We start from the raw sequence: 19,655 nt of genomic DNA, 5'->3' as shown, positions 1-19,655 counted from the left end.
GTGCACCGCGTCGTCGAATGGAGTGGATGAGTTTCCCAGGGATGAGAAGGGGCAGAAATGATCAGCTAAACAGCCTGCCACATGGTCCCTATAAACTTTCGGGGTCCCCAAAAAACATCTGAATCCGCGACCTCAACCACCGCTCCCCCGGATCATTATCCTGCGACCCCCGCCACGCCATATGCAGCTCAAACGAGCGCACCGGCAACGGCGGGTCCTCGGCACGCAAACCACCCGCCGAGGTCAGCGCTTCCGCCGCATAATCCGGCACGGTGGCCAGAATGTCCGTACCCGCCAGCAACGTGCCCAGGCCATTGAACTGTGGCACCGCGAGCACAACGTGGCGCTTGCGGCCGAGTTTTTCCAGCTCTTCATCGATAAACCCGCTCAAGTCGCCGGCAAAGGACACAAGCGCGTGGGGCCGTGAGCAGAAGTCGTCCAGGCTCAGCGAGCCCGGTACGCTGTCGGCGCGCAGCAGTTTGGGCAGGCTGCGGCGCAGTACCTTGCGCTTGGCGTTGGCGGGCAGGTCGGCGGTGTAGCTGACGCCGATGGAGATTTCGCCGGAGGCGAGCAGGCCGGGCATCAGGATGTAGTTGACGCGGCGTACTACCAGCACGATGCCGGGGGCTTCGGAGCGCAGGCGTTTGAGCAACTGCGGGAGCAAGGCGAACTCGACGTCGTCGGACAGGCCAATGCGAAACACGGCGGTGCTGGTAGCCGGGTCGAATTCGGCGGCGCGGCTGACGGCGGTGGAGATTGAGTCCAGCGCTGGGGAGAGCAGGGCGAAGATTTCCACGGCGCGGGCCGAGGGCTCCATGCTGCGCCCGGTGCGCACGAACAGGGGATCATCGAACAGCCCGCGCAGGCGTGACAACGCCGCGCTGATGGCCGGCTGGCCGAGGAACAATTTCTCGGCGGCGCGGGTCACACTGCGCTCATGCATCAAGGTTTCGAATACGATCAAGAGGTTAAGGTCGACACGACGCAGGTCGTTACGGTTCATCTTGTGTCCTGGAAGAGTCAGCAAACTTGATGTGAGCGGTCACGTAGCAACCCCCTGAGGTTCGATTCAGAAGGATGACCGGCATGAATCTTACGGGGAAAGGCTGGTACTCTGCACCGGCTAATTGATTTTTCCTACGATAGTTGAGGTGTGTTCCTCGCTCGCGGAATCAATGACAGGCATGTCGACTATTAATGGTGACCGGTGGTCTTACCCCCAAAGCCCAGATAAAGTTCATGGCATTAGAGGTTACTTTGACGAGGTTTGCGATGTCCCGCACGATCCGTTTTCACAAGTTTGGTCCGGCCGAGGTGCTCAAATGCGAAGAGCATGCGGCCGCGCAGCCCGCACCGGGCGAAGTGCAGGTGCGTGTCGACGCGATCGGCATCAGTTGGTACGACATTCTGTGGCGCCAGAACCTGGCGTCTTCCCATGCACGCCTGCCTTCTGGCTTGGGCCATGAGATGGCCGGGGTTGTCGTTGCCCTCGGCGACGGCGTGGATGACTTGGCGGTGGGCGATAAAGTGGCCAGTTTTCCGGCCGAGAGCCCCAATGATTACCCGGTGTATGGCGAGCAGATCGTCTTGCCCCGTTCGGCCCTGACCCGGTACCCGGATGTCTTGAGCCCGATTGAAGCCAGCGTGCATTACACGCCGTTGCTCATCGCGTACTTTGCGTATATGGACCTGGCGCGGGTCAAACCCGGCCAGTTTGCCCTGGTGACCGACGCCAGCCACTGTGCCGGCCCTTCGTTTGTGCAGCTGGGCAAGGCCCTGGGTGTGCGGGTGATTGCTGCCACCAAAGACAGTGCTGAACGTGAATACCTGCTGTCCCTCGGGGCGGAAAAGGTCATCGTTACCGAAGAACAGGACCTGCTGATGCAGATCAACAAGTTCACCGACAACCGTGGCGTCGACGTGGTGTTCGATGGCCTGGGTGGCCCGCAGATGTCGCTGCTCGGTGATGTCCTGGCGCCGCGTGGCAGCCTGGTGCTGTATGGCCTGCAAGGTGGCAACCAGACGCCGTTCCCGGCCTGTGCGGCGTTCCAGAAGAACATTCAGTTCTTTGTGCACTGCATCGGCAACTTCACCGGCAAGCCGGAGCTGGGCATTATCCAGGACCAGGTGGCGCTGCAGCGTGCATTGCGCGATATCAACCAGCTGACAGCCGACCGTGTGCTTGTCCCACTGAAAACCACGGTATTTCCGTTCAGTCAGTTCGTCGAAGCGCACCGATACATGGATGAATGCCCTTGCCGCGAACGGGTGGCGTTGCAGGTTGAAGCTGTTTGAGCTGTAGGAGTATTCGCAAATGAATACTCCGGCGCCTGAGCTGATGAGGCAAATGCGCCATTTGACAGGGCTTAACCCGCACCGGGGTTGAGCCGCCGCACGGGCGCTGCGCCCCGTAAACAATACCGTTATTGCCCTACGCCGCCCTGAAATCCAGTGCGGCGCTGTTGTGTGGGCGTCATTTAAGTTGGGTTGGCAGGCCATCTGAACTGCTTTTCGACGCTGTTCTGTATCTGTTAATCATTGTTTGAGTGCCGATAATTGAGCCTTCTTTGTCATCTCAAGGATTGAGCCATGATTGAATGCCGGGCATTAACATCTCGCGCTTGCGGAACTAACGGTGGTCTGATTTTTTTCGAAAAGTACAAAGTGTGCACCCCGTCGTTTTGCAAGAAGCCAGGATGAGTGGATGATTAATATTTGTCGGATGCTTCTCTAATTTCTTAGTTAAAGCAGTGTAGGACGTTGTCGGAGCCTTCCTAAGGCTGGCGGTCTTTGGCGCTGTAAGGCGCGCAGCTACGTGGTTCACGTCCTGGGATAGTCCTCGACTGTTCTTTTGGTTGTACCTGCACTTTTGTTGCAGAGTGCTAATGTTGAATCCATGTCGTGCTGCGCAACGGATGACAAGCCTACAAGTGTAATAGGTCGAGCGCTCCTGTGTGGTAGTTGCTCGAAACTAATATTTCAACTCAGGTAGTAGAACGATGAGCACTATTCACGAACAAGCCATGAGCTATGTTTACCAGCAAGTTTTGCAACGTTTAGTGGGGCACTTTACCCGTGCTGAACGTACGGTGCTTCAATTGCTGATCCAGCGAATCGTGGTGGCCGCCGGTGGCATGGAGCAAGTGGGGAATTACAAAGTACTGATCGGGCACGGCGGCGGCGCAGTCAGCAGCTACACCTTGGCGATGCTGCGCGCTGCGCAACTGACCATTGCTGGGCGAGCACCCAAGACTTTTCATTTGCGCGTGGCCACGTTGCGGCACGCGGGTATGACTCAGGCCACGCTCGATTCGCTGCACCACGGCTACGGCGCGCTATTTTTCCACGATGACCCACGGGTGGAACTGTTGATGGTGGAAAACCACGAAGTGCTGCCCTTCAATCATCAACGGCCTGCGGCCAGTGCCGGGCGTGAAGTGAGCCGGCGCAACAAGCTGATGATCGGGCACCTGACGTCCGGCGACATTCGCGCCACCCTGTGCAACGACACTTTTTTGGCCCTCGGCGATTTCTACCAGCGGGTCGCCACCTGGAGCGGCGGTGTGCATGCTCTGGTCAGCGGCGACTCGGTGCGCAAGCAAAGCCAATATATCGCGTGGCTGAAAAAAAGCGCCTTGGCAACCGGCCTGACATTCGCACCTGGTAACCCGTCGTCGCTCAGTGCATGGTTTGCACGCATGGAGGAATGGAGTGTCGGTTGCTACCGCCACCTGTATGGCGAGCACTACGCAGGCGCTGAGAGTCCTGGCCGGGGCGGGCACCGTCATGTGGCATATATCGGCATTGCCGACCTGCTTGACGACGTGGACGTTGCCCACGCGCCACTGCTCACTCAATTCCTCGCCCACAAGCGGGACCCATTCGAGTTCCACTTCAGCCATCCTGCTTACCCCAACCCTTTACTCATGGCGCATATGCATGGGTTGCAGGCCCAGTGCCTGCGCGAACTCTCCTACGAACATGGCGTCGAGGGGTTCTTGCGTCAGGCGGCGGACTACCTGCATCGAAGACAGGTACCTGTTGCGTTGATCACCGAAGCGTGTGCTCTGCAGGGCCAACTGTTGTCTACAGCTTGTGCTCAGGCGTTCTCTGGCCTGGACGAAAGCCAATTGACCTGCCTGGTGTTCGCGCCGTTCGTCCAGCATGGCGAACGCCTGGAGGGTTACTTGCGTCAATGCCATCCCGGCATGCTGGTAGCGCTCCCCGAGCTCCACAAGGCCCTGCAGGGCAAGCCCGTCGCGGACATGCTGCACCAGTGGCTGATGGATATCAGCGGGTTGTCGCTGCCGTTGTTGCAGCACCTGTACCGCAAATGCCCGCTGCCGGGCAAACGCAGTGCGCGTGTATGTGAACCTCGTTTCAAGCGGTCCAAGGCTCGTATCACTCAAATGTCGGGACGCTAGTCGCGTGTATTCACCTATGGAAACTGGTGATCAGCGATGAACCTGAGGGGAGAGCGACAGGCAGACTTTGCCTATCAGGCGGTGTATCGCTACATGATCAACCTGATCAATGAAGTCAGCCGGGAAGCACCGGTCAAGCTACCGTCCCTGCGCCAGTTGGCGACGCGGTTGAACGTGTCAATCTCGACGATTCAGTACGCTTACTCGCTGTTGGAAAAAGAAGGGCGAGTGTACTCGGTGGCCAAGTCCGGCTACTTCGCCTGGCCCGTGGCCGCAACCATGCCCATCATGGCGGGTACGGACTTGCTCGAGCGCCTGTATACAGCCGCCCGGCGCCCGGCGATGGTTGTGCTCAGCAATGATGAACCGGCGCTGTTGGGGTCCCTCGATGGCGCGTTGCTGGCGCTGGAGCGCCAACTGGTGCGCCGGTATCCCCATCATCTGCAACCGTCGCAACCTTGTGGCGTGTGGGAGTTGCGTGCTGCATTGGCAGCCCGTTATACCGCGTCGCCCACCCATTGTTGGCAAGCTGATGAGGTGTATATCGGTGCCGACCTTCAGGGCGTTCTGGAAATCCTCGTTGATGCCCTGGACCTTAAAGGCACGGTGGTGGTAGTTGAATCGCCGTGCGATTACCTGGTCCTGCGCCTGCTACAGGCCGCTGGCGTGCGCGTCATTGAATGGCCCTGGCGTGCCGACGGCCGCCCGGACTTGACCACATTGGAGCACCTGCTGCGTCATGAACCGGTGCACCTCGTGCTGCTCTCATCCGTGGTCAGCATGCCTTCGGGTAACGCCATGACCGACCCCGAGCGGCTGCACGTAGCGCGACTGCTCGACCAGCACGGCTGCTGGTTGCTGGAGAACGATACCTTCGGTGACCTGAGCTTTGCGCCGCCCGGGCCGGCCTTGCGCAGCCTGGTCAACCCAGAGCGGCTGATCGTGTTTTCTTCGTTCGAAAAGGTGTTGGGCCCGGAAGCCCCCTTTGGTTACCTGCTGGCGCGGCAGATGAGCAGTGAATTGCAGCGTCAATTCCTGCTGCGTTCGTTTCGACTGTCCGCCATTCGTCAACGCGCCATTGCCCGGCTTTATGAAAGTGGGCGGTTTGATCAGCACCTACAGACGCTGCGTCAGCGCCTTCACGAGCAGGCCCACGCCATGAGTCACCGCTTGGATGTGCGTCTGCAAGGGTGTGTGCATTACCGCATGCCCGTAGCCGGGGCGAGTTTCTGGTTGCAGTCGACGGCGCCGGTGGATATGCGCCTGGTGTTTCAGCGCATACTCGCCCAGCAGGTGGTGATTGCCCCGGGCGAATTGTTCAGCCTCAGTGGTTTGCATCACCAGCATATGCGCTTGAGCCATACCTTCAGCGGCCATCCCAACCTGGACATCGCCCTGGATACGTTGGCGCAGACGCTCCTGCAGGCCCAGACCGAGTAGGAGCGAGCTTGCTCGCGAAAAACGTCAACGATAACGCGCGCTGCCTGAATAAACGCGGCGCCTGTGAGTTTTTTGCGAGCAAGCTCGCTCCTACAACTATCCAATGTGTGAGCCGGCTTGCCTGCGATAGCGGCCTGACAGCCGATCAGGATGTAGCGTATGAAATTTCTCTTCAGACCGTCGGATCGATACCGTCGCGCAGTAGTCCAAGTCCCAGTAAACTGTCATTTTTTCCGAATCCTTCTTTTCGAGGTTTATGCATGACTATCAGTCCTTTTGCGGGCAAGCCGGCACCAGCCCAGTTGCTGGTGGATATCCCGCGACTGGTCACGGCCTATTACACCGGCCAGCCTGATGCAGCGATCTCCACTCAGCGCGTGGCTTTTGGTACTTCCGGGCACCGCGGCAGCTCGTTTGAACTGAGTTTCAACGAGTGGCATGTGCTGGCTATCAGCCAGGCCATTTGCCTGTACCGCGAAGCGCAGGGCATCACTGGCCCTTTGTTTGTCGGCCTGGATACCCATGCATTGTCGACGCCAGCCGGTGCCAGCGCCTTGGAAGTACTGGCGGCCAACGGCGTGCACGTGATGCTGGCCGAGGGCGACGAGTACACGCCGACGCCGGCGATTTCCCACGCCATCATCTGCTACAACCGTGGCCGTACCAGCGGCCTGGCGGACGGTATTGTGATTACACCGTCCCACAACCCGCCGCAAAGTGGCGGCTACAAGTACAACCCGCCTAACGGTGGCCCGGCTGATACCCATGTCACCAAGTGGATCGAAGCCAAGGCCAACGAACTGCTTGCCAACAAGCTGGCCGGGGTCAAGCGCATCACTCACGCCCAGGCGCTCAAGGCCGACACCACCCATCGCCATGACTACCTCAACAGCTATGTGGCCGACCTGATCAATGTGATCGACATGGACGCGATCCGCAGCGCCGACCTGCGCTTGGGCGTGGACCCACTGGGCGGAGCAGGGGTGCGCTACTGGTCGGCGATTGCCGAGCACTACCGCTTGAACCTGGAGGTGGTGAATACCGAGGTCGACGCAACCTTCCGCTTCATGAGCGTCGACTGGGACGGCCAGATTCGCATGGACCCGTCTTCCAGCTATGCCATGCAAAGCCTGATCGGTCTCAAGGAGCGTTTCGACGTTGCCTTCGCCTGCGACCCGGACCACGACCGCCACGGCATCGTCACGCCTTCCGGTGGGTTGCTGGCGCCCAACAACTACCTGGCGGTGTCCATCGACTACCTGTTCCAGAACCGCCCGGACTGGCGTGTCGATGCGGCCGTGGGCAAGACCGTGGTCAGCAGCGGCCTGATCGACCGCGTCGCGGCGCGCATCGGCCGTCGCCTGTACGAAGTGCCGGTAGGCTTCAAATGGTTTGCCGATGGCTTGTTTGAAGGTTCGTTGGGGTTTGGCGGCGAAGAAAGCGCCGGTGCCTCGTTCCTGCGCAAGGACGGCAGCGTGTGGAGTACCGACAAGGACGGCCTGATTCCGGCCTTGCTGGCCGCGGAAATGACCTCGCGCAAAGGCCAGGACCCAAGCCAGATCTACCGTGGCTTGACCGATGCCCTGGGTGAGCCGTTCGCCATTCGCGTCGATGCCAAGGCCACTCCCGCGCAAAAAGCCCTGTTGGGCAAACTGTCACCGGAGCAGGTCACGTCCACGCAATTGGCCGGGGAGAGCATTCAACAGATCCTCAGCCATGCGCCGGGCAACAACCAGGCAATTGGCGGTTTGAAAGTCATGACCGAAAACGGCTGGTTTGCCGCACGGCCCTCGGGCACGGAGGACATCTACAAGATCTACGCCGAGAGCTTCATTGGCGAAGAACACCTCAAGCAACTGGTGGAAGAGGCTCAGGTGTTGGTTGATGGTGCAATCAGCCAATAACTGACACTCATGCGGTAGAAGTGTGGGAGGGAGCAGGCCCCCTCCCACATTAGATAGCAACAAGAGTGGAGATCAGGTCAGGTCCACCAGCACGATTTCGCTGTCTTCAATCGCCGTCACGCGCAATACCTGTTCATCCTCTACCGCCACACCGTCTCGCGCCTGTGCCCGCACACCATTGACGTCAATCACGCCAGTGGCTGGCACCAGGTACGCCCGGCGGCCGCTGTCCAGCCGGTACTCCGCGCTTTCTCCTGCTTTCAGGTTAGCTGCCACCAAGCGTGCATCCGCACGAATCCGCAAGCTTTCAGTGTCGCCAGCCTTGCCGCTGGCCAGCGTCACAAAGCCCTCGCGGTTGCCCTGTGGAAACGGTTTGGCGCCCCAGGACGGCGGCAAGCCAGCCTCATTGGGAATGATCCAAATCTGAAAGATCTTGGTTGGCGTAGCCTCCAGGTTATATTCGCTGTGGGCAATGCCGGTGCCCGCGCTCATTACCTGCACATCGCCGGCTTCGGTGCGGCCTTTATTGCCCAGGTTGTCGGCATGGCTGATGGCGCCTTCGCGCACATAAGTGATGATTTCCATGTCGCGGTGCGGGTGTTGGGGAAAGCCGCTGCCGGGGGCGATGATGTCGTCGTTCCACACCCGCAGGTTGCCCCAGTGCATGCGCTGGGGGTCGTGGTATTCGGCAAAGGAAAAGTGGTGATGAGCGTCAAGCCAGCCATGGTGGGCGCCGCCCAGGCTGGTGAAAGGTCGAAGTTCAAGCATGATCGTCTCCTGTTGATGAGCCCATCATCCCGCAGCGCATGATCGATAAAAAGCGTAAAAAATGCCGGTTTATGATCCGTTTTTTCGATGATTATTCCCGGTGTTCACTTTCACTTCATCGCCTAACTGCATGACAGCAAAGCAATTGGCTGGAACTGAGCGGCGTTTCCGGCGACCATGGCGCCTTGGTCAAAACAAGCTCACCGCAGGAGTCCGCGTGTCGCAACAACAGCCTGATCTGCCCCCCGAACTGCGCCCCTTGGCTGAAATGCCGCTGCTGAAACGGCTGGCCGCGCGCCTGTTCGGCCATGGCCTCACCCGTTTGCGCGCGCAGCACAGGTTTTCCTGGTTACATGGCCAGGCCGACGGTTTTCGCAGTGGGCATGAGGCGGGGGTTGAATACGGCTACCGCGAGGGCAAGGCTGATGGCATCGAGGAAGGCCGGCAAGTCCTGCTGATTCGTGACTTTCGCCCTGATGAGCACAGCGCACCAGGCATAGATGACAGCCTGTTCGACGATTGGCGATTGCCGCTCACTGCAGAGGTGAAGAAGCGCATGAAGGCCGATGTCGCGCGCCTGCTGCCAGCCCATGTGCAGCCAAGCGCGGCGCAATGGAAGATGATTTTCAGCGACACCCCCTCGACCTCGGTGATTGCGGGGGCTGGCGCCGGCAAGTCGACGTCCTTGGTGCTGCGCATCCTGCTGCTCAGCCATTACCTGGGCTTTGAACTGAGTTCGATGACGGTGGTGACGTTCACCCGCGAGTCGCGCAAGGACTTCATCAACAAACTCATGGAAATTCTCAGCCTGTGGGGCCAACCCCTTGGCAGCAAGGAAGCCCAGGCGGTGGTGCGCACCTTTCACTCGCGCATCCTGCCCATGGTGCGCAGCCTGCCGGGCTTTGAACGGCTGCAGGCTTTTGAGAACCTCAGCGGTGGTTTTGAAGACGCCGACAGCAACGCCTTCGACCTGCGTATCAGTGACGCCCAGCGGCAGCAGATGAACGCTTGTTATCACCGCTTGTATGGTCGCCATCAGCGTTTTCGCGAGTTGATTGCACCCTTGGCCCGTCACGGTCTCCAGCTCAAAGAGCTAGAACGCGATCATCCGGACGTGCAAAAGCGCATGGCCGTGACTGAATTGGCGGCCAAGCGCGATGAAGAACTCTGTGATGTGATCGAAGACCTATGGTTTCGCGCCGGTGCCTGGCCGATCAAGGGCATCGAACCCAGCCGCCAAACCTTTGAAATCAACGGCACGCAATTTCATTGCCACGGCTACATCCGGGAGCTGGATGCCTGGGTGGTGCTGGGGTTCGATGGGCGCGAAAACCCTCAGATCAGTCGGCCGAACTCGAAACTCTCGGTGCGCGCTGAATGGGCAGTGAAACGAACCCTGTTTCAAGCTTTCTGTAATAAGCCACTGATATGGCTGGATAATTACGAATCTTCAAAGCGCCTTTTGAGCAGCCTGGGCGGCGATGCCACGGCCGGGCCGGGCTTTGATTACAAGGTCAAAGGTGAACTCGCTTCAGCCCCCCTGTTGGACAGTTTTGTCATGGCGGCCGGGTTTATCGAGAACCTCGGCCTGGATGTGCCTACTGCGGTTGGCCAGATGAGCTTCGCCAAGGACGACCCGGACCGGCTGTTCTTCGAGGCCCTGAGCATTTTCTGGAAGGCCCTGGAAGATCACCTGCTGGAACAATCGCCGCCGATCATGACCTACAACCGGATGTTTTCCCTGTTTGGTGAAAACACCCCTGAGAACCTCAAGCTGCTGAGTGATCCGTTGCTGCGGCCGATGTCGCACCTGATGATCGATGAATTCCAGGACGTATCGCCGCAGATCGTGTCCTGGATCCGCGCCAGCCTGCGGGAAATTCGCAGCCGTGGGCCGGCCATGCACGTCGGGCGCGGTGCGCAACGCTCATCGTTGCTGTGCGTAGGGGACGACTGGCAATCCATCTACGGCTGGCGTGGCAGTTCGCCCAAGTACTTTATGGAGTTCAACAAGGAGTTCGTTTCGCCCAGCACCACCCGCGTGATGCTGGGGGAGAACTACCGCAGCCACCAGCACATCATCGACGCTGCCGAACATATCGTCCGTAGCGCGCCGGCCATCCCCGGCAAAAAGGCCAGGGCCAGTGGCGAGCCCAAGGCGCTTGTGCCCGTCACGGTGTTGGAACGTGACGACGCGGCACTGGCGCAGCGGTTGCTGGAGCATTATCAGCGGGGCGATTCAATCCTGATGCTTTATCGAAGAAGTAGCGATAAGTTATTGATTGGCGAGCATATTCAGTCTGTAGTTAATGTGGATTCTAGCTTGGCGCCTCAGGCGCGCAGGTTGAAACAGCTGACGTATCACAGTGCCAAGGGGCTGCAGGCGGACGCGGTATTTTTGCTGGGCGATTGTCAGCATGTCACCAGCTCGCCGTACAAGAACCAGGTGTATCGCATGGCGGGCTTGGGTAAGGATGGCGACAGCGAGCCTTATGACAATGCCCAGAGAGACGAAGTGTTGCGACTGGCCTATGTGGGGATTACTCGAGCGGTCAGCCATTGTTATTGGTATGTGGAAAAGCCGGAAGGCCAGGGTGTGAATGTGCCCAGGGCGTCTGAGCGGGTGGATGGCAGGAAGGTGTTTTTTGATGATCAGCGTGCAGTGAAGGGGGCTGGCTGACCTTCGATGAAGGCCCGACGCCGACGCGTCTCTACCTGACAACACGGGGTCGAACATGTGGGAGCTGGCTTGCCTGCGATTGCGGCCTGACAGTCAGCACAATTGGATTGTGTACATATCCATTCCTGCGGTAACGGCCACTTAGGGTTCCGCTCAACAGCGGGTCACTTTTGGAAAGGCCCAAAAGTAACCAAAAGGCCTTCGCCCCATCACTCGGCACCTCGCCTAGGCTCGGTGTGCCCTCACTCCGGCTTGAATCCGTGGGCCGCCGTCATGGGCCATCCTTGGCCCAGGACGGCTAACCCGGCGTCCTGCCGGGTTACCCACGAATTCAAGCCTGCGTTCGGCCAGCGTGGTTTAACGGGGCGCCTGAGATCAAGATCAAGAGCGGCTCGCTTCGCATCGTGGTTACCGTCAAAGTGGGCGTTATTTCGCTTATGCCGCCTCACGCCCGCAACGAAACCGGCGGCACGAAACTCTCCAATTCATCCTCCACTGCCTCGATGATGCGCTCCACATCAGCCGCGTTCATCACCGTAGCGCACGGGATCCCCGCGATGGCGATCAATGTCTCGCCGCTGGCCCGGTCGAACAGGCGGGCGATCATGCTGCCGGGGGCGTCCATGCTGCCCTCGAAGCCCATCGGGTGAAAATGCCAGCGCATCAGCTGGCAGGCGTTGGGAAATGTCACTTTGTTCATGTTGCCCACCTTGTTCATTGAGCGCTTCCTTTAGCTCGCGGCAGGGGCCAGGACCTTCACTGGTCATGACAGCTAAGGGCTTAAAAATAGCATTCGTTCGCAACTGCAAGGTGACTTTTTTCGGCCCGTTCGGCGGTTCTTTCGCCTGGTTTTGATATAGATCATGTCCTACAAAGGAATAGGCAAAAGGCCATTAGTCAGACGCTCAATCTGACCATTGAAGGCAAGGGTAAACTTCGGCATTCTCAAAAATTTTCCCCGCCGTAGAGCCCGATATGTCCGACATCGCTCCAGACGATGAGTGTCACAATTCCCACGCTACCGGCGCGCTGGTGCTGCGCCATCACCTGTGCTGGCGACATCGCGATCTGGACGGGGTGATGGCTTACTACCACCCCGAGATCCAGTACCACGATTTCTTCCAGAACCGTGTGGTGGGCTATGCCGAGTTGCGCGAGTACTTGCAGGCCAGCATGCCCCGTGAGGCAGATGAAGCGATTGAGCACACTGATCGCATCCGAGCCGATGGCGATACCGCGTTTATCCAGTACCGCATTACCTTGCGTGGCGGCCAGGGCCTGGTGTCGTTTCGTACCAGTGAGGCCATTACGGTGCGCGACGGGTTGATCTGGCGGGTGCATGAATATGCGTCCCTGGTGCACGAGCAACCGACCCAGGCGCTGCGTACCACGGTCAGCCGCCTGGGTTTGTCGCCCCAGCAGTTGGGTTATATGGCCAATGACCTGCAACAATATTTCGAGCGTCAGCAGCCGTACCTGGACCCGGACTTGGACCTGCAGCGGGTCGCCAAGGCCTGTGGCTACAGTCGCAACCAGATGTCCTACCTGCTGAACCAGGTGCTGGGGCAGAGCTTCTATCGCTACGTCAACCAGGCGCGACTCCAGCATGTACTGGCCGCGCTGGACCACGCCACCGCGCCGGTCAAAGTCGATGAGCTGGCCTTTGCCGCCGGTTTCAATTCACTCTCGGCGTTCTACAGCGCTTTTCGCCAGCACACCGGGCAATCGCCCAAGGCGTACCTCAAACAAATTTCTGTGCGTGCACGCGCGCAAGACAGCCCCTGACGCTGCACTCTAGGATCGGCCCTATCGAACCGAGGTAGGGGAACCTGGCATGTCGGCATGGCGCAGTATCAGTTTATGGATGGACCAGTTGGACGACCCGCTGGTAGCGCGTCCGTCGCTGGAGCACGACCTGGACGTCAATGTGGCGATTATCGGCGCCGGCTATACCGGCCTGTGGACCGCCTATTACCTGAAGCGCCAGGCCCCTGAGCTGAAAATTGCAATCATCGAGGCGCAAACGGCCGGTTTCGGCGCATCCGGGCGCAATGGTGGCTGGTTGATGGGCAACCTCTTGGGAGAAGACCGTCTGCTGGCTGAGCTTGCCCCCCAGCAGCGTCGCGCTTCGTTTGACCTCTTGCATGGTATTCCTGATGAAGTGGCACAGGTGCTGGTTCGCGAAGGCATTGACTGCGACTACCGCAAAGGCGGCGCCTTGTATTGCGCCGCACGCTACCCCGAGCAGGAAGGCAGCCTGCGCCGCTATCTGGACAAGCTGTACGGCCAGGGCCTCACCGAAGACGACTACCGCTGGCTCAGCCCGCAGCAATTGGCCGAGCAGGTCCGCATTGCCAAGCCTTATGGCGGCATCTATGCCCCCCACGTCGCGACGATCAACCCGGCGAAGCTGGTGCGTGGCCTGGCGCGGGCGGTTGAAAGCCTGGGCGTGACCATTTACGAAAACAGCCCCGTGACCCATTGGCAGTCCGGCAGCCTGCGCACTGCCAAGGCCTGCGTGCGCGCCGCCTGGGTGGTGCCTGCTGTCGAGGGTTACGCCAATACCTTGCCGCCGTTGGGCCGCTACCAGTTACCGGTGCAGAGCTTGATCGTCGCCACCGAACCGCTGCCGGCCAGCACCTGGGAGGGCATCGGGCTCAGCCAGGGCCAGGCTTTTGGCGAGAGCAGCCGACAAGTCACCTACGGCCAGCGCACGGCCGACAATCGCCTGGTGTTCGGCGCCCGTGGTGGCTATCAATTTGCCGGCAAGTTACGGCACAACTTCGACCTGACGGACAGCGAAGTAGAGTTGCGTCGCTACCTGTTTGGTGAACTCTTCCCACAGCTGAAAAAGGCCAGGATTACCCACTCCTGGGGCGGCAACCTGGGCATGTCGCGCCGTTTTCGTCCGCACATGCTCTGTGACCACGCCACTGGCATCGCACTGTCCGGCGGTTATGGCGGGGAGGGCGTGGGCGCCACCAACCTCGGCGGCCGTACCCTGGCCGACTTGATCCTGGGCCGCGACACCCCGTTGACCCGACAACCCTGGGTGATTCGCGAAGGCGGACTCCAGGCGCTCAAGGCCTGGGAGCCCGAGCCGTGCCGCTGGCTGGGTTACAACGCGATCATTCGCAGTTTTGTCCATGAAGACCAGGTGTTGGCCAACCCCAACACTCCGCCCTGGCGCCGCAAGCTGGCAACCGGCGTTGCCGGTTTCATGGAAGGCTTCATGCACTGACTCGTTCCACCCACAGGGGAAAACCCATGAGCATTACGCAATTCAAAGACACGCTGAACACCGCTCTGCCAGATTCATCACCGGTGACGGTGCCCCTGGGCGCGCCCATCGCCGTGGCCTCGACCCTGAGCGTGGAGCGCAATGACGGGGTCGAGACCGGCATCTGGGCCTGCACCCCGGGGCGCTGGCGTCGGCAGATCAAGTCCCAGGAGTTTTGCCATTTCATCCAAGGGCGCTGCACCTTCACGCCCGACAACGGGGAAACCCTGCACATACAAGCCGGTGACGCACTGATGTTGCCAGTCAATAGCACCGGTATCTGGGATATCCAGGAAACCGTGCGCAAGACCTACGTCCTGATTCTGTAACGCTTTGATCCTTGATCGCCTGCCATAAAAACAGCCCTAAAACCGCCAGGAAATCGAACCATGAAAGCCATTGCCCTGTTGCCCTTGATGTTGCTGGCTACTATCAGCCAGGCTGCCGAGACCGTGAAGATCTATAACTGGTCGGACTACATCGCACCGGACACCACCAGGAATTTCCAGAAAGACACCGGCATCGGTTTCACCTATGACCTGTACGACAGCAACGAAACCCTCGATGGCAAGCTGATGACCGGTAAATCGGGTTACGACGTGGTGTTTCCCTCCAACCATTTCATGGCTCGGCAGATCCAGGGCGGCGCCCTTAAAAAGCTCGACAAGAGCCAGCTGCCCAACTGGAAAAATCTCAACCCGGTGCTGCTCAAGGCCGTGGAAAACAATGACCCTGGCAATGCTCACGGCTTTCCGTACCTGTGGGGCAGCACCGGCATTGGCTACAACATCGACAAGGTCAAGGCGGTACTCGGCGACGACGCCCCGGTGGACTCCTGGGACTTGATCTTCCAGCCGGAAAACATGGCCAAGCTGCAAAAGTGCGGGGTCGCCATCCTCGACAACGGCCCCGAACTGCTGCCAGCCGCGCTCAATTACCTGGGCTTGCCGCACCACAGCAAAAAAGCCGAGGACTACAAGAAGGCCGAAGCCCTGCTGATGCAAGTGCGGCCTTACGTGGCGTATTTTCATTCCTCGAAATACACCGCCGACCTGGCCAATGGCGATATCTGTGTAGCCGTCGGTTTCTCCGGCGACATCCTGCAGGCCGAAAGCCGCGCCAAGGAAGCCAGGAACGGCGTGAATATCGGCTACAACATTCCCAAGGAAGGCGCGGCGATCTGGTTTGACATGGTCGCCATGCCCGCCGACGCGCCGGATGAGAAAGCCGGCTATGCCTTCATGAACTATCTGCTGCGCCCCGACGTGATGGCGAGTGTCACCAACTACGTGCACTACGCTAACGGCAACGCGGCGGCCGACAGCCTGGTAGACCCGGCGATCAAGGCCGACACCAAGGTGTATCCGAGCCCGGAGATGATGGGCAAGCTGTTTGCACTGCAAGCCATGCCGTTGAATATCGACCGGGTGCGTACTCGGGTATGGAATACCATACGGACGGGGCGTTGACAGGCGCCAAACACGCTTTCAGCTCGAATGAGGTTTATGGGTTCTCCAGGTCATGCCCCAATGACTGGATGAATAGTGAAAACAACTCGGGCTGCGACGAAATGTCCAGCTTGGCGTACAGATGCCTGCGGTGCACTTTTACGGTGTCCGGCGAGATCTTCAAGCGTTCGGCCATGGCCTTGGAGGAGAACCCACGCAACACCAGCCGGGCGATTTCCAGCTCGCGGTCCGACAGCACACCGCTGCCGAAATGACTCAGGGCATCGCGAATCTGGCTGTCCATGGCCGGTGCCCGCTGGGTGCTTTGCTGCCAATGCTGGTGCATGAGCGGCAACACCCACGCCGACAGCGTGGTCAACAGCCCGGTTTCTTCGAAGCTGAAGCGCCGCTGCATGCCCAGCGACAGCGACAGCGTGCCCACGCCGGGCAGTTGCAGGATCACTTGCACTTCGTCTTCCAGCACATTGTCGTGGAAGTAATTGAGGAAGTACTCACTCTGGCGAAAATGGTCCGGCGCCACTTCCTCCAGGCGGTATACGCCGCTGGCATAGTTTTCGCGGCAAGCCTGGTAAAACGGGTCGAGCAGGTACAGGCCGTTGAGGTACACCAGCATCGACGCCGGCTTGCTGCTGGGTTGGGCGTCGTACTCCTCCAGGGCCTGGGGCGGGCCATCCAGCGGGTAGAAAATCGCCAGGGCATTATCGAAGGGCAGGCACTGATGCAATAACAGTACCAGTTGCTTCCAGAACCGCTCGGTGCCGATCTGTGACAGGGTGCGGCCCAACCCCGCGTGCATACCGATTTCCCGGAACAGGCTCATCTCAACATCCCCACCCTCAAATGATCGGCCAAGGGTTAGGCTTCTGCTGGGCACCGTCAAGGGGAGTACGCCAATAGGGGAATTGGCCGGCAGCCCCACCAGCCGATAACGTCGACACTGTCCAACGGGAAGCATATCCCGAGGAACAATCATTTTTCGTTTCTGCCTCACACCAAAAACAACGACAGAGGATAACGATATGAGTGCCACCCCCGCGCCCGATGGCGTGCTCAAGCCCACCCTGAGCGTCTTTGATGTCGTGGCGATTACCGTTTCAGCGGTAACGCCGGCCAGTTCCGTCTTCGTGATCGCCCCGTTTGCCATCCAGCAGGCGGGCAGTGGCGTGTTCCTGGCGTTTGTGATGGCGGCGTTGCTCGCGTTGATGTTCGCCTTCTGTTACGCCGAACTCGGCCGCGCCCATAACAGCGCCGGCGGCGAGTATGTGTATGCCAAGCGCGTGTTTGGTGGCATGGCCGGTTACGCCACCTTCCTGACGGTGTTGGTGATGTTGCTGTTTATCCCGCCGGTATTGGCGACCGGTGCGGCGACTTACCTGAATAACGCCCTCGGCACGACATTCGATTCGCAAACCGTCGCCCTGGTGATCGTGGTGTGCAGCTACGCCCTGGGCATCCTCAACATCAAGCTCAACGCCTGGATTACCGGCACCTGCCTGCTATTGGAAGTGGCGGCGTTGCTGGTGATTGTGGTGATCGGCTTCGGTAACCCGGTGCAACCGGCCAGTGTGTTGTTGCAGCCGCAGATCGTCGAAAACGGCGTGTTGCACCTGGCGCCCTGGGCCTTGGTGATCGGCGCCGTCGGCATCGGCCTGTTCTCGTTCAACGGCTACGGCCCGGCGGTGTTGCTGGCCGAAGACATGAAGTGCGGCGGCAAGGGCGTGCACAAGGCGGTGCTATGGTCGTTGGGGTTGGTGGTGGTCATCGAGTTGGTGCCGATCACTGCACTGTTGATCGGCGCGCCGTCCCTGAGCGCAATGATCAGCAGCCCCGACCCGATCGGCTATCTGTTGACCAGTCATGGCAATGAAACCTTGTCGCGGCTGGTGAGTGCCGGGATTTTCCTGTCGGTGTTCAACGCCATCGTTGCCATCGTGATCCAGATTGGCCGCGTGGTGTTCAGCAGCGGTCGCGATGCGCTGTGGACGCCGAGTATCAACAAGCTGTTCACGCGTATTCACCCGCGCTGGGACTCGCCGTGGCTGGCGACACTGTTCCTGGCGATACCCTCGGCGCTGTTGAGCTTCAGTTCTAACCTGGCCGACCTGACCTCGTTCAGCGTGCTGCTGATTATGCTGGTGTACCTGGTGGTGGCGCTGAGCGCGCTGATGAGCCGGGTGCTGCTGCGTGATCGCGAGCATCCCTATCGCATGCCGTTATGGCCGCTGCCGGCATTGCTGGCGGTACTGGGTGCCGGTTACCTGCTGGTCACCTTGATCCTGGAGGCCTCGGTACGCGACATCATGATTATCATCGGCTTGCTGGCCCTGTCGGTGATCTTGTATTGCATCAGTGGCCGGTTGAGTCCGGCGTTCCAGAAACTGTAAGGAGTGGGTATGCGTGCACGTCAATTGGGCATTACGTTGGGGTTGGGCATGCCCGGCGAATTGAATGCCATCACCGATGTTCCCGGGGTTCGCGTCGGTCACTCGACGATCAAGGCCTGTGTTGACGGTAAGCAGGTGCGCACCGGCGTCACGCTGGTCCAGCCGCGAGCCGGGGAAGCGCGGCAGCAACCGTGTTTTGCCGGCTACCACGTGCTCAACGGTAACGGCGACGCCACGGGCCTTGAGTGGATCAGCGAGGCGGGGCTGTTGACCACGCCGATGGCCATCACCAACACCCACAGTATCGGGGTGGTGCGCGACAGCCTGATCGCCCTGGAGCGCGAGCGCCTGGCGGACCCTGCGGTGTACTGGTGCATGCCGGTGGTCATGGAAACCTACGATGGCCTGCTCAACGATATCTGGGGCCAGCACGTGCGCCCAGAGCATGTGCGCCAGGCTCTGGACCAGGCCGAAAGCGGCCCGGTGCAGGAAGGCGCGGTGGGCGGTGGTACCGGCATGATTTGCCACGAGTTCAAGGGCGGCATCGGCACGGCGTCACGGCGGTTGCCAGCAGAGCAGGGCGGCTGGACTGTCGGCGTACTGGTGCAGGCCAACCATGGCAAGCGCCAGGAGCTGCGGGTCGATGGCTACCCGGTGGGCCGTCACTTGATGGGCATTGCTTCGCCCTTTGCCGAGCGAGGCACCCCTGGCATGGGCTCCATCGTGGTGATCATCGCCACGGACGCCCCCTTGCTGCCCCACCAATGCCAGCGCCTGGCGCAGCGCGCGTCCATCGGCATTGCGCGCACCGGTGGCGGTACCGAGGATTCCAGCGGCGACCTGTTCCTGGCGTTTGCCACCGGTAACCGTGATTTGCCACCGGCCGACTATGGGCGCAAGGACCTGCCCCTCAGCACCGGGTTGCAGATGGTCAACAACGACCATATTTCGCCGCTGTTCAGCGCGGCGGCAGAGGTGGTGGAGGAGGCGATCATCAACGCCATTCTGGCAGGTGAAGACATGACCACCCAAGACGGCGTCGAGGTGCCGGGCCTGGCTGGCGAGACCCTCTTGGCAGCGCTGCAACAGTGTGGCTGGAGTATGTCCCGGTAATGGGGGACAGCGCACTTTAATAGTGCGAATAGTGGCTCTTTAATGTTGCTAATGACACCGTGACAATATATTGGATCCATTAATCAAGTGAGCCGTTCGCTTAGAGCGGCTTTACTTGTATTTAATATTTAAATAGTGGTGTGCGCCGATTCGGCCACATAAACGCAACGGCCCCCAATAAACACTGCGTGGG

15 protein-coding genes are annotated in these 19,655 nt (G+C 59.8%); 11 read left to right on the top strand and 4 right to left on the bottom strand.

The window, feature by feature from the left end:
• Positions 1 to 88: 88 nt before the first annotated feature.
• Positions 89 to 1,003: a LysR family transcriptional regulator gene (locus BT204_RS24775; RefSeq protein WP_034127379.1), complete on the bottom strand. Its 915-nt coding sequence runs from the start codon at positions 1,001 to 1,003 to the stop codon at positions 89 to 91.
• A gap of 269 nt (positions 1,004 to 1,272) precedes the next feature.
• Between BT204_RS24775 and BT204_RS24770 the strand changes: the two genes are divergently transcribed.
• The 4 genes from BT204_RS24770 (at position 1,273) to pgm (ending at position 7,768) form a co-directional block, all read left to right on the top strand.
• Positions 1,273 to 2,295, top strand: coding sequence for a zinc-dependent alcohol dehydrogenase family protein (locus BT204_RS24770; RefSeq protein ID WP_032891964.1), 1,023 nt, complete (start codon positions 1,273 to 1,275; stop codon positions 2,293 to 2,295).
• A gap of 704 nt (positions 2,296 to 2,999) precedes the next feature.
• Positions 3,000 to 4,424 carry a hypothetical protein gene (locus BT204_RS24765; RefSeq protein WP_175550986.1) on the top strand — a complete coding sequence of 475 codons (1,425 nt, stop codon included), beginning with the start codon at positions 3,000 to 3,002 and terminating at the stop codon, positions 4,422 to 4,424.
• A gap of 36 nt (positions 4,425 to 4,460) precedes the next feature.
• Positions 4,461 to 5,864: an aminotransferase-like domain-containing protein gene (locus tag BT204_RS24760; RefSeq protein ID WP_072448576.1), complete on the top strand. Its 1,404-nt coding sequence runs from the start codon at positions 4,461 to 4,463 to the stop codon at positions 5,862 to 5,864.
• A gap of 260 nt (positions 5,865 to 6,124) precedes the next feature.
• Positions 6,125 to 7,768: a phosphoglucomutase (alpha-D-glucose-1,6-bisphosphate-dependent) gene (gene pgm / locus BT204_RS24755; protein ID WP_034127381.1), complete on the top strand. Its 1,644-nt coding sequence runs from the start codon at positions 6,125 to 6,127 to the stop codon at positions 7,766 to 7,768.
• Positions 7,769 to 7,840: 72 nt separating this feature from the next.
• Here the strand turns inward: pgm and BT204_RS24750 are convergent, their stop codons facing one another.
• Positions 7,841 to 8,536: a pirin family protein gene (locus BT204_RS24750; RefSeq protein ID WP_072448575.1), complete on the bottom strand. Its 696-nt coding sequence runs from the start codon at positions 8,534 to 8,536 to the stop codon at positions 7,841 to 7,843.
• A 217-nt stretch (positions 8,537 to 8,753) separates the two neighbouring features.
• On the opposite strand from BT204_RS24750, the gene BT204_RS24745 reads away from it, so the two are divergent.
• Entirely contained in the window at positions 8,754 to 11,216 is a 2,463-nt protein-coding gene (locus tag BT204_RS24745) for a UvrD-helicase domain-containing protein (RefSeq protein WP_072448573.1), read from the top strand.
• A 445-nt stretch (positions 11,217 to 11,661) separates the two neighbouring features.
• Here the strand turns inward: BT204_RS24745 and BT204_RS24735 are convergent, their stop codons facing one another.
• Positions 11,662 to 11,934, bottom strand: coding sequence for a DUF1652 domain-containing protein (locus tag BT204_RS24735; RefSeq protein WP_014718395.1), 273 nt, complete (start codon positions 11,932 to 11,934; stop codon positions 11,662 to 11,664).
• Between the two features lie 257 nt (positions 11,935 to 12,191).
• On the opposite strand from BT204_RS24735, the gene BT204_RS24730 reads away from it, so the two are divergent.
• The 4 genes from BT204_RS24730 to BT204_RS24715 are packed head-to-tail and all read left to right on the top strand — an operon-like array spanning position 12,192 to position 15,965.
• The gene (locus BT204_RS24730) at positions 12,192 to 13,001 is read left to right on the top strand and encodes a helix-turn-helix transcriptional regulator (RefSeq protein ID WP_034127703.1); all 810 of its coding nucleotides are present in this window, start codon (positions 12,192 to 12,194) and stop codon (positions 12,999 to 13,001) included.
• A 49-nt stretch (positions 13,002 to 13,050) separates the two neighbouring features.
• Positions 13,051 to 14,457: an NAD(P)/FAD-dependent oxidoreductase gene (locus BT204_RS24725; protein WP_072448571.1), complete on the top strand. Its 1,407-nt coding sequence runs from the start codon at positions 13,051 to 13,053 to the stop codon at positions 14,455 to 14,457.
• Between the two features lie 26 nt (positions 14,458 to 14,483).
• Positions 14,484 to 14,825 carry a cupin domain-containing protein gene (locus BT204_RS24720; RefSeq protein ID WP_072448569.1) on the top strand — a complete coding sequence of 114 codons (342 nt, stop codon included), beginning with the start codon at positions 14,484 to 14,486 and terminating at the stop codon, positions 14,823 to 14,825.
• A gap of 60 nt (positions 14,826 to 14,885) precedes the next feature.
• Positions 14,886 to 15,965: a polyamine ABC transporter substrate-binding protein gene (locus BT204_RS24715; RefSeq protein WP_054922193.1), complete on the top strand. Its 1,080-nt coding sequence runs from the start codon at positions 14,886 to 14,888 to the stop codon at positions 15,963 to 15,965.
• Between the two features lie 34 nt (positions 15,966 to 15,999).
• Here the strand turns inward: BT204_RS24715 and BT204_RS24710 are convergent, their stop codons facing one another.
• Complete coding sequence (locus BT204_RS24710; RefSeq protein ID WP_054898104.1) at positions 16,000 to 16,785, bottom strand: helix-turn-helix transcriptional regulator; 786 nt, start codon at positions 16,783 to 16,785, stop codon at positions 16,000 to 16,002.
• Between the two features lie 199 nt (positions 16,786 to 16,984).
• Between BT204_RS24710 and BT204_RS24705 the strand changes: the two genes are divergently transcribed.
• Both BT204_RS24705 and BT204_RS24700 read left to right on the top strand, forming a co-directional pair.
• Positions 16,985 to 18,349, top strand: coding sequence for an APC family permease (locus BT204_RS24705; protein WP_034127698.1), 1,365 nt, complete (start codon positions 16,985 to 16,987; stop codon positions 18,347 to 18,349).
• A gap of 9 nt (positions 18,350 to 18,358) precedes the next feature.
• A complete protein-coding gene (locus BT204_RS24700) occupies positions 18,359 to 19,462 on the top strand; it encodes a DmpA family aminopeptidase (RefSeq protein ID WP_072448567.1) in 1,104 nt (367 codons plus the stop codon).
• Positions 19,463 to 19,655: the final 193 nt, after the last annotated feature.

The sequence above is a fragment of the Pseudomonas sp. NFPP02 genome, from assembly GCF_900119355.1.
In the GTDB taxonomy this organism is placed as follows: Bacteria; Pseudomonadota; Gammaproteobacteria; order Pseudomonadales; family Pseudomonadaceae; genus Aquipseudomonas; species Aquipseudomonas paracarnis.
This window is presented reverse-complemented; position numbering and strand designations above follow the sequence as displayed.

What these genes read in the sequence shown, in the direction of transcription:
- BT204_RS24775 (WP_034127379.1), bottom strand. Translation starts at nt 1,003, where the DNA reads ATGAACCGTAACGACCTGCGTCGTGTCGACCTTAACCTCTTGATCGTA.
- BT204_RS24700 (WP_072448567.1), top strand. Translation starts at nt 18,359, where the DNA reads ATGCGTGCACGTCAATTGGGCATTACGTTGGGGTTGGGCATGCCCGGC.
- pgm (WP_034127381.1), top strand. Translation starts at nt 6,125, where the DNA reads ATGACTATCAGTCCTTTTGCGGGCAAGCCGGCACCAGCCCAGTTGCTG.
- BT204_RS24725 (WP_072448571.1), top strand. Translation starts at nt 13,051, where the DNA reads ATGTCGGCATGGCGCAGTATCAGTTTATGGATGGACCAGTTGGACGAC.
- BT204_RS24710 (WP_054898104.1), bottom strand. Translation starts at nt 16,785, where the DNA reads ATGAGCCTGTTCCGGGAAATCGGTATGCACGCGGGGTTGGGCCGCACC.
- BT204_RS24715 (WP_054922193.1), top strand. Translation starts at nt 14,886, where the DNA reads ATGAAAGCCATTGCCCTGTTGCCCTTGATGTTGCTGGCTACTATCAGC.
- BT204_RS24735 (WP_014718395.1), bottom strand. Translation starts at nt 11,934, where the DNA reads ATGAACAAGGTGGGCAACATGAACAAAGTGACATTTCCCAACGCCTGC.
- BT204_RS24750 (WP_072448575.1), bottom strand. Translation starts at nt 8,536, where the DNA reads ATGCTTGAACTTCGACCTTTCACCAGCCTGGGCGGCGCCCACCATGGC.
- BT204_RS24730 (WP_034127703.1), top strand. Translation starts at nt 12,192, where the DNA reads ATGTCCGACATCGCTCCAGACGATGAGTGTCACAATTCCCACGCTACC.
- BT204_RS24705 (WP_034127698.1), top strand. Translation starts at nt 16,985, where the DNA reads ATGAGTGCCACCCCCGCGCCCGATGGCGTGCTCAAGCCCACCCTGAGC.
- BT204_RS24720 (WP_072448569.1), top strand. Translation starts at nt 14,484, where the DNA reads ATGAGCATTACGCAATTCAAAGACACGCTGAACACCGCTCTGCCAGAT.
- BT204_RS24765 (WP_175550986.1), top strand. Translation starts at nt 3,000, where the DNA reads ATGAGCACTATTCACGAACAAGCCATGAGCTATGTTTACCAGCAAGTT.
- BT204_RS24760 (WP_072448576.1), top strand. Translation starts at nt 4,461, where the DNA reads ATGAACCTGAGGGGAGAGCGACAGGCAGACTTTGCCTATCAGGCGGTG.
- BT204_RS24770 (WP_032891964.1), top strand. Translation starts at nt 1,273, where the DNA reads ATGTCCCGCACGATCCGTTTTCACAAGTTTGGTCCGGCCGAGGTGCTC.